13 protein-coding genes are annotated in these 13,985 nt (G+C 58.9%); 10 read left to right on the top strand and 3 right to left on the bottom strand.

Annotated features, from left to right (window positions below):
* Nucleotides 1-9: 9 nt before the first annotated feature.
* Nucleotides 10-993, bottom strand: coding sequence for an acrylyl-CoA reductase (NADPH) (gene acuI / locus ACTWLJ_RS20790; protein WP_445178256.1), 984 nt, complete (start codon nucleotides 991-993; stop codon nucleotides 10-12).
* A 189-nt stretch (nucleotides 994-1,182) separates the two neighbouring features.
* Between acuI and ACTWLJ_RS20785 the strand changes: the two genes are divergently transcribed.
* The 10 genes from ACTWLJ_RS20785 to ACTWLJ_RS20740 all read left to right on the top strand — a co-directional run bounded on the left by ACTWLJ_RS20785 (nucleotide 1,183) and on the right by ACTWLJ_RS20740 (nucleotide 11,495).
* A complete protein-coding gene (locus tag ACTWLJ_RS20785) occupies nucleotides 1,183-3,636 on the top strand; it encodes an autotransporter (RefSeq protein ID WP_445178255.1) in 2,454 nt (817 codons plus the stop codon).
* Between the two features lie 111 nt (nucleotides 3,637-3,747).
* Nucleotides 3,748-4,818, top strand: coding sequence for an NAD(P)H-dependent flavin oxidoreductase (locus tag ACTWLJ_RS20780; RefSeq protein ID WP_445178254.1), 1,071 nt, complete (start codon nucleotides 3,748-3,750; stop codon nucleotides 4,816-4,818).
* Between the two features lie 228 nt (nucleotides 4,819-5,046).
* Nucleotides 5,047-5,814 (top strand): molybdate ABC transporter substrate-binding protein, encoded by a 768-nt coding sequence (modA, locus tag ACTWLJ_RS20775; protein ID WP_401209580.1) that lies wholly within the window; start codon nucleotides 5,047-5,049, stop codon nucleotides 5,812-5,814.
* Entirely contained in the window at nucleotides 5,815-6,495 is a 681-nt protein-coding gene (gene modB, locus ACTWLJ_RS20770) for a molybdate ABC transporter permease subunit (RefSeq protein WP_401209577.1), read from the top strand. It abuts the gene before it with no gap.
* A 3-nt stretch (nucleotides 6,496-6,498) separates the two neighbouring features.
* Nucleotides 6,499-7,578 carry a molybdenum ABC transporter ATP-binding protein gene (gene modC / locus ACTWLJ_RS20765; RefSeq protein ID WP_445178253.1) on the top strand — a complete coding sequence of 360 codons (1,080 nt, stop codon included), beginning with the start codon at nucleotides 6,499-6,501 and terminating at the stop codon, nucleotides 7,576-7,578.
* Between the two features lie 72 nt (nucleotides 7,579-7,650).
* Nucleotides 7,651-8,679, top strand: a complete 1,029-nt coding sequence (locus ACTWLJ_RS20760) for a DNA topoisomerase IB (protein ID WP_445178252.1) — start codon at nucleotides 7,651-7,653, stop codon at nucleotides 8,677-8,679.
* Nucleotides 8,680-8,822: 143 nt separating this feature from the next.
* Nucleotides 8,823-10,448 carry an ATP-binding cassette domain-containing protein gene (locus ACTWLJ_RS20755; RefSeq protein WP_445178251.1) on the top strand — a complete coding sequence of 542 codons (1,626 nt, stop codon included), beginning with the start codon at nucleotides 8,823-8,825 and terminating at the stop codon, nucleotides 10,446-10,448.
* Nucleotides 10,449-10,519: 71 nt separating this feature from the next.
* Nucleotides 10,520-10,753 carry a hypothetical protein gene (locus ACTWLJ_RS20750; RefSeq protein WP_401209567.1) on the top strand — a complete coding sequence of 78 codons (234 nt, stop codon included), beginning with the start codon at nucleotides 10,520-10,522 and terminating at the stop codon, nucleotides 10,751-10,753.
* A gap of 119 nt (nucleotides 10,754-10,872) precedes the next feature.
* Complete coding sequence (locus tag ACTWLJ_RS20745) at nucleotides 10,873-11,103, top strand: hypothetical protein (protein ID WP_401209565.1); 231 nt, start codon at nucleotides 10,873-10,875, stop codon at nucleotides 11,101-11,103.
* 107 nt (nucleotides 11,104-11,210) lie between these two features.
* Entirely contained in the window at nucleotides 11,211-11,495 is a 285-nt protein-coding gene (locus tag ACTWLJ_RS20740) for a hypothetical protein (RefSeq protein WP_401209563.1), read from the top strand.
* Between the two features lie 85 nt (nucleotides 11,496-11,580).
* Here the strand turns inward: ACTWLJ_RS20740 and ACTWLJ_RS20735 are convergent, their stop codons facing one another.
* Both ACTWLJ_RS20735 and ACTWLJ_RS20730 read right to left on the bottom strand, forming a co-directional pair.
* Nucleotides 11,581-12,525 (bottom strand): methyltransferase, encoded by a 945-nt coding sequence (locus tag ACTWLJ_RS20735; RefSeq protein ID WP_445178250.1) that lies wholly within the window; start codon nucleotides 12,523-12,525, stop codon nucleotides 11,581-11,583.
* A 14-nt stretch (nucleotides 12,526-12,539) separates the two neighbouring features.
* On the bottom strand, nucleotides 12,540-13,910 hold the full coding sequence (locus tag ACTWLJ_RS20730) for an iron-containing redox enzyme family protein (protein WP_445178249.1): 1,371 nt from the start codon (nucleotides 13,908-13,910) through the stop codon (nucleotides 12,540-12,542).
* Nucleotides 13,911-13,985: the final 75 nt, after the last annotated feature.

Below are 13,985 nucleotides of genomic sequence, written 5' to 3'. Positions count from 1 at the left end.
CTAAACCCGTCAGCGATTGACGTCCACTACAACTCGGCCGCGCAATTGACCGGCCAGCAGTTTCGGTGCGGCATCGATGGCTTCGCTGAGGCTGATTTCCTGACTGATCAAGTCCAGCAAGGCGAAATCCAGATCCTTCGCCAGACGATCCCAGGCTTGCACACGACGCGCCTTGGGCTGGGTCACGCTGTTGATCCCGGCCAGCGTCACGCCACGCAAAATGAATGGCGCGACCGACGCCGGAAAGTCCATGCCCTGGGCTAGGCCACATGCTGCAACGGTGCCTTCCGCGCGGGTGCTGGCGCAGGCGTTGGCCAGTGTGTGGCTGCCGACAGAGTCGATTACTGCCGCCCAGCGTTCCTTGGCCAGCGGTTTGCCCGGTGCGGACAGGGTCGCACGGTCGATGATTTCGCTGGCGCCCAGACGCTGCAAGTATTCGTGCTCGGAAACCCGGCCCGTGGATGCGACCACGCGATAACCGAGCTTGCTCAGCAAGGCTATGGCAAAGCTGCCGACCCCACCATTCGCGCCAGTAACTAACACCTCACCCTGCTCAGGCGTAACGCCGTTGCGCTCAAGCGCCATGATGCACAGCATCGCCGTGTAGCCAGCCGTGCCGATGGCCATCGCTTGCGCAGCGGTAAAAGCTTTAGGCAATGGAATCAGCCAGTCGCCATTGAGTCGCGCCTTCTGCGCCAGACCACCCCAATGACCCTCGCCGACGCCCCAGCCGTTGAGCAGCACCTGATCGCCGACTTTATAGTCGGGATGCGAGCTGACTTCGACCGTACCCGCCAGATCGATCCCCGGCACCATCGGAAACTTGCGCACCACCGGGCTGCTGCCGGTAATCGCCAGACCGTCCTTGAAGTTCAGCGTGCTGTACGCGACTTGCACGGTGACGTTGCCTTCCGGTAACTGCTCGTCGTTGATCTGTTCCAGTTCGGCGCGATAACCGTTGTCGTCTTTGTTGATCAGGATGGCGTTGAACATGACTGCCTCTCAATGAATGGATTCCAATGCTCGTGTGCTTGAAATAACACAAAGAAACACATTGCCCCACCCGACTTTCTGCCAATGCGCAAATCCGACGGGAATTTCTGTGGCGGGCGACTATGCTTTTCCGACGGCCTCGCTAACCCTGCGATTTCTGCCAAAGTAGTCCTGTCGACGGAGCTGACAATGTCTTACCCGCGTTGGTTTTTTGTAATGCTGATGCTCTGTCTGCTGTCATTGAGCAATGCCTGGGCGGCACCCGCGCCAGCTGCTGCGCAAACAGCCCCCGCCGAACCGAGCTGGCCGCAGGTCATCACCAGCGGCAATGCCAAATTGACCGTGTATCAACCGCAGCTCGATAGCTGGGACGGCTACACGCTCAATGCCCGCGCTGCTGTTGAAGCCACGGGAGCCGATGGCAAGTCGACTTACGGCATCGTGCAGTTCAGCGCCCATACGTTGGTCGACAAGGCCACGCGCTGGGTCGCACTCGATCAATACAAAATCATCAAGGCCGATTTCCCTGCCGACGCCAGTCAATCGGGCACTTGGCTGGCGGCACTGCAAAAAGACGCCGACAAGCGCAAGAAAACCATTTCCCTCGATCAACTGGAAGCGGCGGTCGGCGTCCTTTCGGCAGAGCAAAAGGCTGACAGTGCGGCGCTGGAAAACACACCGCCGACGATCATCAGTTCCGATGTGCCAGCCATGCTGGTTTACATCGATGGAGACGCGGCCTATCGCGCGGTCGATGGCACCTCGCTGCAACGAGTGATTAACACCCGGCCGTTGCTGCTCAAGGATGCGCAGGGCAAGCATTATCTGCATGTCTTCGATGGCTGGATGGTTGCCGACCAGATCAATGGCGAGTACACCCGCCTGGCAACACCACCGCCCGCCGATCTGGAGAAAGCCAAGCAGGCCGCGATTCAGAGTCGTCAGGTGGACTTGCTGACCGGACAGAGTGATCCGAAAGACAAGGTGCCAAGTCTCGCCAAACCACCCCAGCCGAAGATTTTCATCGCGACAACGCCTACCGAACTGATCGTTACCGACGGCGCCGCGCAGTGGCTGCCGATTCAGGGCACGCAGTTGCTGTATGTCAGCAACACCACCGGGCACATTTTCAAGGAAATCGGTGATCAGAACAGTTACGTGCTGATCTCAGGGCGCTGGTTTCGCGCCGCAGACATGAATGGCCCGTGGACGTTTACCCCGGCGGACAAACTGCCAGCCGACTTTACCAACATCCCCGACGACAGTCCGAAAGAGAACGTCAAAGCCTCGGTCGCCGGAACACCTCAGGCCAAGGAAGCGGCAATTGCCGCCACTATTCCGCAGACCTCGGCGATCAAGAAAAGCGCAGTAAAAATGACCACGCCGCAATTCGACGGCGAGCCACAACTCAAAGCCATCAACAACACACCGCTGCAATACGTGATCAACAGCGCCACGCCGATCATCCGTGTCGACAACAACAGTTGGTATGCGGTGGAAAACGGCATCTGGTTCACCGCGCCAACGGTGAATGGCCCGTGGACAGTCGCCAGTTCGGTGCCGGCGGTGATCTATTCGATTCCGCCAAGCTCGCCGATGCATTACCTCACCTACGTCAAAGTCTATGAGTCCAGCGGCGATACCGTAGTGGTCGGTTATACCCCCGGTTATCAAGGCTCGACGCTGGACCCGAACACCGGCGTGGTGGTTTACGGCACCGGTTATCCGTACACGCCGTGGGTCGGTAGCGTCTGGTACGGCCCGCCCGTTACTTACGGTTTCGGCGTCGCCATCCGCTATACGCCATGGACCGGCTGGACCTTCGGTTTCGGTTTCGGCTGGAGTTGGGGTGGTAATACCGCTGCCATGGGTTGGGGCTGGGGCGCCTATCCGTGGTGGGGCAATTACGGCTGGGGTTATGCCTGGGGCCCGCACTTGTATCCGGCGCCATTGGCGTGGGGTGGCGCTGCTTACGGCTATCACGGCGGCGCGGTTGCCTGGGGGCCAGGCGGATGGGCTGGTACTACCGGCAACATTTATCACCAGTGGGGTGATCGAGCGACTGTCAGCCGCACGGGTGCGGGTTACAACGCCTGGACGGGCAATCGCTGGGCGGGTCAGGTAGGTTCTTCCTATAACTCGCGCACCGGGGTTGCGGCCGCCGGCCAGCGTGGCGCGGTGCACAATGTCTACAACGGCAACTATGCGGCCGGACGCAGCGGCGTAGTGGCAGGACCCAATGGCGGAGCAATTGCCGGCGAGCGAGTCACCGCAGGCAATGCCCGCAACGGTACTCAGGTCACGGCCAATCGCGGTGCCGTGTACAACCCCAACACTGGCAACACCACTCAATATGGCGGGATTCACGGACGCAACGGTGGCGCGGCGCACTACGGAGACAACGTGTACGCCGGCCATGACGGCAACGTCTACAAGAAGACCGACAGCGGCTGGCAGTCGATGGTCCAGGGTGGCGCAACACGAACGGCGCCGGTCAACAACAATGCCCAGTTGCAGAACCTCAACCGCGAATCCGCTGCTCGTAACTTCGGCAATCAGCGGACCAACAATTTCAGCAACTCTTCGCAGTTCATGAATCATTCGTTCGGTGGGGGCGGCGGTGGCGGACTGCATCGCCGCTAAGCGCGTGCGAACGCTGAAACGGAAAAACAGGGCTGGCCTTGCATCCGGGTTTGCTGTTAAAAAAACCGGGCCAGCGCCCCTGCCCTGTTTTGTCGTCGGAGAGTTATTCCCATGAGCCAATGGCCAGATACCCGCATTCTTGATCTGCTCGGCATTGAGTTGCCGATCATCCAGGGCCCGATGGCCGGGGCCACCAACTCGTCGATGGTGATCGCTGTGTGCAACGCTGGCGGCCTCGGCTCAATGCCGGCAGCCATGCTGAGCATCGAGCAACTGCGCGATGAATTGAAGACCATCCGCCAACACACGAACAAACCGTTCAACGTCAATTTCTTCTGCCATCAGCCGCCTGCTGCCGATGAGCAGCGCGCACGCGACTGGAAGAATCTGCTGGAGCCGTATTACCGAGAGCTTGGCGTCGATTTCGATGCATCGACGCCAGTTTCCAACCGAGCTCCTTTCGATGCAGCCGCGTGTGAAGTGCTGGAGGAATTTCGCCCTGAAGTGGTGAGTTTCCACTTCGGTCTACCGGAAAAATCCTTGCTGGATCGGGTCAAGGCTACCGGTGCAAAAATCCTCTCCTCAGCAACCACCGTCGATGAAGCGGTGTGGCTGGAGCAGAACGGCTGCGACGCGATCATCGCCATGGGCTACGAAGCCGGAGGCCATCGCGGGATGTTTCTCAGCGATGATCTCAGCAGTCAGGTCGGCACCTTTGCGCTGGTGCCGCAGATTGTCGACGCGGTGACGATTCCGGTGATTGCCGCCGGGGCGATTGCCGATGCTCGCGGGGTTGCGGCGGCGTTTATGCTCGGAGCTTCGGCGGTGCAGGTAGGTACGGCGTATCTGTTCACTCCTGAAGCGAAAGTCAGTGGCTCACATTACAAAGCCCTGCGAACCGCCAAGGAAAGTCAAACCGCTATCACCAACATCTTTACCGGACGCCCGGCACGCGGCATTCTCAATCGGGTAATGCGCGAACTGGGGCCGATGTCGTCTAGTGCCCCGCCATTCCCGTTGGCTGGTGGAGCATTGATGCCGTTGCGCGCCAAAGATGAAGCAGACTTCAGTAACCTTTGGGCCGGTCAGGCATTCACTTTAGGCAAAGACTTGAGCAGCGCTGAATTGACTCGGCAATTGGCTGAAGGCGCGTTGGGGAAACTGGCTGCCAAACACGCTTGATCTGCTGGTAAAACAGGATCAAAAGATCGCTGCCTCGTTTCACTCGTGAGCTCCTACAGGTCGAGCTGCTGAGGGGTGCGATCTTTTGACTCACCACGTTTTCACCAATGCTTTCCGTTTAGCGGCATTTCGCTATATATTTCACTATATAGCGTTAACCCCTCGCATCGGCGCAGTCCACCCCTAACAATAACTGCCCTCTGCACTAGCCAACAACGGAGCTGTTACATGACCACTCGTGCCTCACGCTTTGCCCCAACCTGCCTCGCCTCCCTGCTAGCGGTATTCGCCATCGGCGCCGCTCAGGCCGATGACGTGCAGGTCGCTGTCGCAGCCAACTTCACCGCGCCTATCCAGGCCATCGCTGCCGACTTCGAAAAAGACACCGGGCACAAACTGGTCGCAGCCTACGGCGCCACCGGGCAGTTCTACACCCAAATCAAGAATGGCGCACCGTTCGAAGTGTTCCTCTCGGCAGACGACACCACGCCTGAGAAACTCGAAAAAGAAGGCGACACCGTCAAAGGCTCGCGCTTCACTTACGCCATCGGCACTTTGGCCCTGTGGTCGGCGAAAGAAGGTTACGTCGATGCCAAGGGGGACGTGCTGAAGAAAAACGAATACCAGCATCTGTCTATCGCCAACCCGAAAGCTGCGCCATATGGTCTGGCCGCCACTCAGGTGCTAGAAAAGCTGAAACTGACCGAAGCCACCAAAGCCAAGATCGTTGAAGGCCAGAACATCACCCAGGCGTACCAGTTTGTCTCCACTGGCAACGCCGAGCTGGGTTTTGTAGCCCTGTCGCAGATCTACAAGGACGGCAAAGTCACCAGCGGTTCGGCGTGGATCGTGCCTGCCAGCATGCATGACCCAATCAAGCAAGACGCGGTGATCCTCAACAAAGGCAAGGACAACGCTGCCGCCAAAGCACTGGTTGAGTACCTCAAAGGTCCGAAAGCCGCTGCCATCATCAAGTCTTACGGCTACCAGCTCTAAATGTCGCTGACGAGTGCCGACTTCGCGGCGATCTGGCTGACCCTGAAACTGGCGTCCCTGACCACCGCAATCCTGCTGGTCGTCGGCACTCCGATTGCCCTGTGGTTGTCGCGCACCAGCTCCTGGCTGCGCGGCCCGATCGGGGCCATCGTTGCTCTACCGCTGGTGCTGCCGCCCACCGTTATCGGTTTCTATCTGTTGCTGACGATGGGACCCAACGGTTTTCTCGGGAAGTTCACCCAATGGCTGGGCCTCGGAACGCTGACCTTCAGCTTTACCGGGCTGGTCATCGGCTCAGTGATCTACTCCATGCCGTTCGTGGTGCAACCGTTGCAGAACGCGTTCTCGGCGATTGGCACCCGTCCTCTGGAAGTCGCGGCGACCTTGCGCGCCAATCCATGGGATACCTTTTTCAGCGTGATACTGCCTTTGGCGCGCCCCGGTTTTATCACCGCGGCGATCCTTGGTTTCGCGCATACCGTCGGCGAATTCGGCGTCGTGCTGATGATCGGCGGCAACATTCCCGACAAGACCCGAGTGGTCTCGGTACAAATCTACGATCACGTCGAAGCAATGGAATACGCTCAGGCCCATTGGCTGGCGGGCGCCATGCTGGTGTTTTCATTTGTGGTATTGCTGGCGCTGTACTCCAGCCGCAAGACCCGCGCAGGCTGGAGCTGATTGATGATAGATGCGCGTTTGAAAATCGCTTATTCGGCGTTCAGCCTGGATGTCGACCTGCACTTGCCGGGTCGTGGCGTCACCGCGTTGTTCGGTGCCTCCGGTTCAGGCAAAACCACCTGCTTGCGCTGTATCGCCGGTCTTGAGCGAGCGGAACAGGGTTTCGTCCAGATCAACGACGAGATCTGGCAGGACAGCGACAACGGCATCTTCGTCCCGCCGCACAAACGTGCGCTCGGTTACGTGTTCCAGGAAGCCAGTCTGTTTCCGCATCTGTCGGTGCTGGCCAACCTGCAATTCGGCCTCAAGCGCATTGCCAAGTCGCAACGTCGGGTCGATATGGCGCAAGCCACCGAACTGCTGGGCATCGGCCACTTGCTGGAGCGTCATCCGCAGCATCTGTCCGGCGGCGAACGCCAGCGCATCGGCATTGCCCGGGCGCTGTTGACCAGCCCGAAACTGTTGTTGATGGACGAACCCCTCGCCGCGCTCGACAGCCAGCGCAAAAGCGAAATCCTGCCCTACCTGCAACGCCTGCACGACGAACTGGACATCCCGGTGCTGTACGTCAGCCATGCTCAGGATGAGGTGGCGCGTCTCGCCGATCATCTGGTCCTGCTGAGTGACGGCAAGGCCCTCGCCAGCGGCCCGATTGGCGAAACCCTCGCGCGTCTGGACTTGCCGATGGCCATGGGCGATGACGCCGGCGTGATCATCGAAGGTCAGGTCAGCGACTACGACGCCGACTATCAACTGCTCAGCCTGCAATTGCCGGATACGCGACTGACTATTCGTGTCACTCACGCACCGATGAAGGTCGGTCAGGCATTGCGCTGCAAAGTGCAGGCACGGGATATCAGCCTGACGCTGCAAAACAGTGAATTCAGCAGCATTCTCAATCGGCTGCCGGTGACAGTGGTCAGCGAGCAAGCTGCCGACAACGCCGCCCATGTGCTGATTCGACTCGACGCGGGCGGTACCCCGTTGGTTGCTCGGATCACACGGTTCTCCCGGGATCAACTTGGCGTGCACGCAGGCCAGCAATTGTGGGCGCAGATCAAGGCAGTCGCGGTACTGGCATAAATCCTTTGGCACGACGGCCATGGCGTGCGGTCAATCGCAGTAACAGACCGCTTCGTCGCCAGGGACACCGCCATGCCAGACACCGCGCAACTTGATGTGCTGCCGCCCGACCTGCATTACGTCGATGACACCCAACCGGGCATCAGCCGCAAAAAACTGCGCGGCAAATTCGCTTATTTCGATCCAGACGGGCAGCGCATCAACGATGCCGACGAAATCCAGCGCATCAACTCCCTTGCCGTGCCACCGGCCTACAGCGATGTGTGGATCTGCGCCGACCCGCGTGGTCACCTGCAAGCCACCGGCATCGACGCTCGTGGCCGCAAGCAATACCGTTATCACCCACGCTGGCGCGAAGTGCGTGATGCCGATAAATACTCGCGTTTGCGCGAGTTTGGTCTGGCCCTGCCCAAGCTGCGCAAACAACTTGAAACCCTGCTGAGCGCACCCGGCTTCAGCCGCGACAAAGTCATGGCCACGGTGATTACCCTGCTGGATGCAACATTGATCCGCGTTGGTAATACGCAATACGCCCGCGACAATCGTTCCTACGGCCTGACTACCCTGCGCAGCCGCCACGTCGAGGTCAACGGCAGTGCGATCCAGTTTCAGTTTCGCGGCAAGAGCGGCATCGAGCATCAGATCACCGTCAAGGATCGGCGTCTGGCGCGGATCATCAAGCGCTGCCTGGAAATTCCGGGGCAGAATCTGTTCCAGTATCTGGACGAAAACGGCGAGCGCCATACGGTCAGCTCCCACGACGTCAACACCTACCTGCAAACCCTGACCGGCGCCGACTTCACCGCCAAGGACTACCGCACCTGGGCCGGCAGCGCGCTGGCATTGGCGGTATTGCGCGAACTGCAATGGGAGTCGGAAGCCGAGGCAAAACGGCACGTAGTCGAGATGGTGAAAGGCGTCGCCAAGCAGTTGGGCAACACGCCGGCGGTCTGCCGCAAGTGCTACATCCACCCGGCCGTGGTCGAGCGTTTCATGCTCGGCGCGTTGGCGGAACTGCCCCGCCCGCGAGTGCGCAAGGGCCTGCGATCCGAAGAAGTGGCGCTGGCGATGTTTCTCGAACGAATGATCGACGCACCTTGATCGAGCACAAAACCTCGTTTAGGCTATCGACCTTTCCTCTCTCAGGACGACCGCAGAAGTGAACAACTAAGCCTTCAAAAATGTAATCGCGACACGCGCCAAGTAGCGCTTGTCAGTGTTCACGACATTTTTTGGAGGTGCCGATGACTCACGTCTCGCGTACGTCTGCACTCGTCTCCCTGAATCAATTGGGTTTTCAGTTCGCCAATGGCGAGACGATTTTCAATCAACTGAATTTGCAGTTTGATCACATTCCTACGGCTATTGTCGGGCGCAACGGCGTCGGTAAAAGTGTCCTCGCGCGGTTGATTGCCGGGTATTTCGAGCCTTCTGCGGGCAGTGTCACGCGCACGGTTTCGGTGACTTACGTGGCTCAAACCTTTATCGCCGAACCCGGACAGACTGTGGCCGATGCCACCGGAACTACCGCAGCTCTCAATGCGCTGAGTCGCCTGCAACATGGCAGTGTTGCGGCAGAAGACTTCGAGATCATCGCCGATCGCTGGGACTTGCCCGAGCGTCTGCGCCAACGCCTCGATGACGCTGGACTCCTCGACGTCAAACCCACCGACCTGACAAGCAATCTCAGCGGCGGCCAACAAGCCCGACTGGCATTGATCGGCGCGTTGCTCAGTCCGCAACATTTGCTGTTGCTGGATGAGCCGACCAACCATCTCGACGCCTCAGGCCGCCAGTGGCTCATCCAGCAACTGGAACAGTGGCGCGGCGGGTTGATCGTCATCAGCCACGACCGGCAATTGCTTGAACGTATGCAGCGCATTGTCGAGTTGACCCCGTTGGGCGCGACGGTATTCGGTGGCAACTACTCGGTGTATCAGGCGCAGCAGCAGATCCATCAGGCTGCCGCCCAGGCAATGCTCGATCACAGTAGAACCGAGCGACGGCGCGATCAGCAGCGTTTGCAACGCGAACACGACACCATCCAGCGCCACGCCGCCCGCTCCAAGCGCAATGCCGAAACGGCCAACGTTTCCAGAATCGAACGAGCGAGCATGAAAGGCGCAGCCAGGGAAGTCATGGGCAACGTGCGTTATGACCAGCAGAAACGTAAATCCGAACTCGATGCCCAAGTGCGCGAGGCTTACGCCAAGGTCCTGCCTGAGCAAGTCGTGCTGATGAATTTGCCCGGCAGTGTCATCCCTGCATCGCGCCAGGTCTTTACGTTGCTCGAAGCACGTTTGCCGTGGGTTCATTCGAGCCCGCTCACACTCACGCTCACTGGCCCCGTGCGCATCGCAGTCAGCGGGCCGAATGGCTGCGGAAAATCGACCTTGCTAAAGATGCTCGCCGCTGAACTCAAACCTGCCAGCGGAGAATGCATTACCCATGTGCCCATAGCGTTCCTCGACCAACATCTGACGCTGCTGGATGATCACATCAGCGTTGTTGAACAGTTGCAGGCACTGGATAGCCCATTGAGCGAAAGCGAACTGCGCAGTCAGTTGGCGCACCTGCAACTGGACGCCCGACGAGTCACCCGCCCCAGCGCCTCACTCAGCGGCGGTGAACGCCTGAAAGCCGCACTGGCGGTGGCGTTATGGCGCAAAACGCCAGCGCAACTGCTGCTGCTCGACGAGCCGACCAATCATCTGGATCTGGCCTCTGTAGAAGCATTCGAACAAGCATTGCAGACGTTTCCAGGGGCGATCGTTGCGGTTTCCCACGACCCGCACTTTCTTCAGGCGCTGAACCCGACTCATCACTTGAGTTGGCAGTACGGAGAATGGCTTCTGCAACCGACGAACTGACCTGGCTATTTTTTGCACGATTCGTCAGGTCTTCTATAGTTGAGTGGATACGAACCCGCCGCGGTGAAGCCATGGAAGACATTTTCGTCGTGAAGCGCTGCAACAAGATCGTCATTCATGGTCGACGGGAAGGAGAAACCCTCCACGAGCCGGCCGAAGCCAGCAGTTGGTATCGCATCAACGATACCCGCACCGGCGGATTCATTGGCGATGGCTATGATCTTGAAGAGGACGCAAAACGTGAGTGCCGGCGCCTCAACGAGGTCAGCTCGCCGCCAACTGTTCGAGAGTATTCCGGCCGCTGATATTTATGGGCGGGTCTATACTCAAATCAGCTGAAGGATCAGCGCCCCAACGGCAGATAGCTCGCACCCTTGCGGGCTTTTTGCTGCCCCAAAACGGTTTCTCTTAACGGAGGTGTTCCATGTCCGAGAAAGAGTCCATCACCACCCTCCTCACCCTGCTTGATGTTCGTCAGGTGCGCCTCGCTGCCGCCTGTAAGGAAATCGCCGACTGGGTCGATCATCAAGGCGGACACCCGACTGCCCTGCGCATTCGTGATCGCCTCAACGACATCGAAAAAGACACGCCGCAGATTCGCAGCACGCTGTCTGCGCTCAAACCGGTTGACCGGCCGCTGCCTCGATTCAGATAAGCCTGAACCGATAAGCAAGAGCTTCCAGGTGTGCAATTTGCCCGATGAAACGAACGTCCTTGGTCGCGTGCGGTCACTACTTATGCACGTCACCAAGGAGACTTTTCATGGTTATCCATTTCAAGGTAGCGGGTCATCTGGCCTGTGGTCACAAGGGCAGCAATCTTACTTCGAGCAATGAACTCAACCGAGTGAAATGCCGCAGCTGCCGCAACACCGACGCCTACAAGAATGCGCGAAAAGATCAACGTAACGCCGCGCGCCGCGCATCCCGTCGTACTCAAGCCGTTCATGGTGCCTCCAACTGGCGCTCGGAGTGGACTGAGCGGTTGACCGCCCTCGCCGGCCGTCAACGTCTGCCGAGAGGCTTTGCCGGACAAGCGTTTGTCTGAAGCTGAAGTCAAATATGCATAAAGGGCCGATTTTTCGGCCCTTTTCACGACTGTAGATGGCTGGATACTCAGCCGCAGAGTGCCGTTATTTGAAGCGTGTCACCCTAAGCGCAACTACCGCGATTCGCTCAACCAGTTCATACCCGGGCTCAAGCAGTTCTTCGCCGAACACATCCGGATCGAGTTCGCGATAGGTGCAGCCGAACTGCTCGCCGGATAACAATGGCTCAATCGCCTTGGCAAACGGGTCATGCCCCGCAAGCATCGCCACACCTGTATACAGCAGCAACGTCCCGCCGATGGTCAAGCGAGACAATGATTCGCGGACGATCCGCACCGACAACGCCTCGCCCAGCGCTCCGCCGCCATGGCGATAGGCCCGTTGATGTTGATCATTCATATACGGCGGATTGGCGACGATCAGGTCAAAATCCCCTTCAACACTTGCCAGCAAATCACTGTGATACGCCGTCACATTGCTGACACCCGCCAACTCGGCATTGACCGCCGTCAGGCGCAGCGCCTGTGGGTTGATATCGACTGCAACTACCTCCGCCTCGTGCCGCGCTCGGGCGATCAGCACCGCGCCGACGCCAGCGCCGCAGCCGATATCCGCCGCGCGCCGGATTGGTTCGAAACGCTGTTGCAGACAATCCTCGATCACCAAGGCGAATCGATAGGTGTCCGGGCCAAAAAACACCGAATCGCTTTGCGTGGTTGGATACGCCGAATGCGCAAACAACAGATCGCCCAGCGACGACCAGCGCACCGTACTGCGCCACAACGAACCACTTTGTTCGATAATTCCGGCCTGCTCCAGGGCACGCATTTCATCAGCCGAAAACAACTCGTTATCGAACGGCATCGACCAGCCGAAAACATCACGCTTATCCTTGGCCAATGGCGTGGCAAAGCGTTGATAAACTCGCTGATGCGTCAGCGGCGTCGGGGTAATAAATCGATACCCGTTGCTTTGCAGGCGCTGGCCAAGCTCCAGCAACCCTCGATCGACTGTTTCTTGTGCAGACATGGGTTCTCCTTGTTTCAACGCAATTGCGCACGCAACTGAATGAAGCGTCGGGTGGCGTAAAGCCCGGCCGGACGCCAGTGGCACCGCGGCGAAAGCCATGGGATCAGCGCGAGCAGTTGATCAGCCGGAGTCAGGTCTGCGAGGCGCAGCTTCAAGATGTCGATTTCCGGATCGGCTGCCTCGTCTTGTTCATCCTGAGCCTGCTTGCGCGGCGCACGCGGATAACGCTGCGAGTCTTGCGAACCATCGGCAATCCAGTCGCTCAACAGTTGTTTTTCATAGCCACTGAACACACCGAACATCGCCGCGTCACTGCCCTCGATCAGCTTCCAGAATCGACTTTCCTCGGGCGCCGCACCGCGCTTGATCCAGCCCTTGCGCTCAAGCGCGGCCAGGAAGCCGCTCATCTGGCCCGGCGTCGACAGCCATTGATTGATGGTGCGGTTTTCGACGCGGCAATAATCGGAATGCATGTGCTGCCCGAACAGCGCTTTGCGCTCAAGCATCGACACCACTTCACGATGCAGATCGAAGTCTTGAATGACTTCCGTTGAGCCGATTCCCAGATCATTCAGGCGATAACCCAACGTCACGCGCCGATAGAACTCATCGCGCCCTTCGCCGACCGGCATTAAGTCGAGCAACGATTGCACGGCTTTGCGGGCATGCCCGGTACTGGCGTTATCGATGGTCACGTGCAGTCGAAAGTAATGCGGGTCAATGCCCAACTCGCCAAGTTCATAGGCACTGATCAGCAAGTGCAGCGGCAATTGCTCGTAGCCGAGGTTGTAGCCGATAACCTCCGGTAAAAACTCGTCGCTGCAATGGCCCAGCGCCAGTTGCACGGCGCCTTGCAGAAAGTGCTCGTCACTCAGGTCGCGCGGATCGTCACAGGCGTTCTCCGAGAGCAATTTTCGGTAGATCACTACGTGATTCTGCCGCGCTACGCCGTCGCCCAACTCTTCGAGATACGTATCGATCAACCCGTCGAAGCGAACATCCCGCCAATGCTTCAAGACACCTGCCAACCAGGCGCCATCGACCTCCTTGGTCGGTGCGACATGCTGCAAAAAGTACAGCGCATGGGATTTGTCATGGAAGTAACGTCGCGGCGCACCTTGCTGCCGGGACGCCAGATACTCCGCATATTCGCGTGCAACCGCCGCACAACGGGTTTGCGACCATTGCAGCACTTGCTCGGCATCGGTGGGCAATTCGTTTGGCAGATCGGCAGCGCGAGCCAGTTGTCGCCGCAGGAAGCGCCGGCCCGCAACGTTAGCGTCCGGCACGTCCTTGAGCAGTTTTTCATACAGTTGGCGATTCGGGCTGTCAGCCGCGATCGATAGCGGGACATCGGCTCCAACCGGGGATTCAATCAGTGTCATGACGTCTACCTCAAGTTGGCCGCAACTACGGCGTCATGATCAAAAGAGCTCGGGGATTGGCGCAAATTCCATCTT

The organism is Pseudomonas sp. McL0111 (assembly GCF_052567255.1).
The sequence above is the reverse complement of the archived record's forward strand: the minus strand, read 5'-3'. Positions and strand labels throughout refer to the sequence as shown.

Coding starts and splice junctions, on each gene's coding strand:
- ACTWLJ_RS20760 (WP_445178252.1), top strand. CDS start 7,651: ATGCCAGACACCGCGCAACTTGATGTGCTGCCGCCCGACCTGCATTAC.
- modB (WP_401209577.1), top strand. CDS start 5,815: ATGTCGCTGACGAGTGCCGACTTCGCGGCGATCTGGCTGACCCTGAAA.
- modA (WP_401209580.1), top strand. CDS start 5,047: ATGACCACTCGTGCCTCACGCTTTGCCCCAACCTGCCTCGCCTCCCTG.
- ACTWLJ_RS20785 (WP_445178255.1), top strand. CDS start 1,183: ATGTCTTACCCGCGTTGGTTTTTTGTAATGCTGATGCTCTGTCTGCTG.
- acuI (WP_445178256.1), bottom strand. CDS start 993: ATGTTCAACGCCATCCTGATCAACAAAGACGACAACGGTTATCGCGCC.
- ACTWLJ_RS20745 (WP_401209565.1), top strand. CDS start 10,873: ATGTCCGAGAAAGAGTCCATCACCACCCTCCTCACCCTGCTTGATGTT.
- modC (WP_445178253.1), top strand. CDS start 6,499: ATGATAGATGCGCGTTTGAAAATCGCTTATTCGGCGTTCAGCCTGGAT.
- ACTWLJ_RS20735 (WP_445178250.1), bottom strand. CDS start 12,525: ATGTCTGCACAAGAAACAGTCGATCGAGGGTTGCTGGAGCTTGGCCAG.
- ACTWLJ_RS20780 (WP_445178254.1), top strand. CDS start 3,748: ATGAGCCAATGGCCAGATACCCGCATTCTTGATCTGCTCGGCATTGAG.
- ACTWLJ_RS20730 (WP_445178249.1), bottom strand. CDS start 13,910: ATGACACTGATTGAATCCCCGGTTGGAGCCGATGTCCCGCTATCGATC.
- ACTWLJ_RS20740 (WP_401209563.1), top strand. CDS start 11,211: ATGGTTATCCATTTCAAGGTAGCGGGTCATCTGGCCTGTGGTCACAAG.
- ACTWLJ_RS20750 (WP_401209567.1), top strand. CDS start 10,520: ATGGAAGACATTTTCGTCGTGAAGCGCTGCAACAAGATCGTCATTCAT.
- ACTWLJ_RS20755 (WP_445178251.1), top strand. CDS start 8,823: ATGACTCACGTCTCGCGTACGTCTGCACTCGTCTCCCTGAATCAATTG.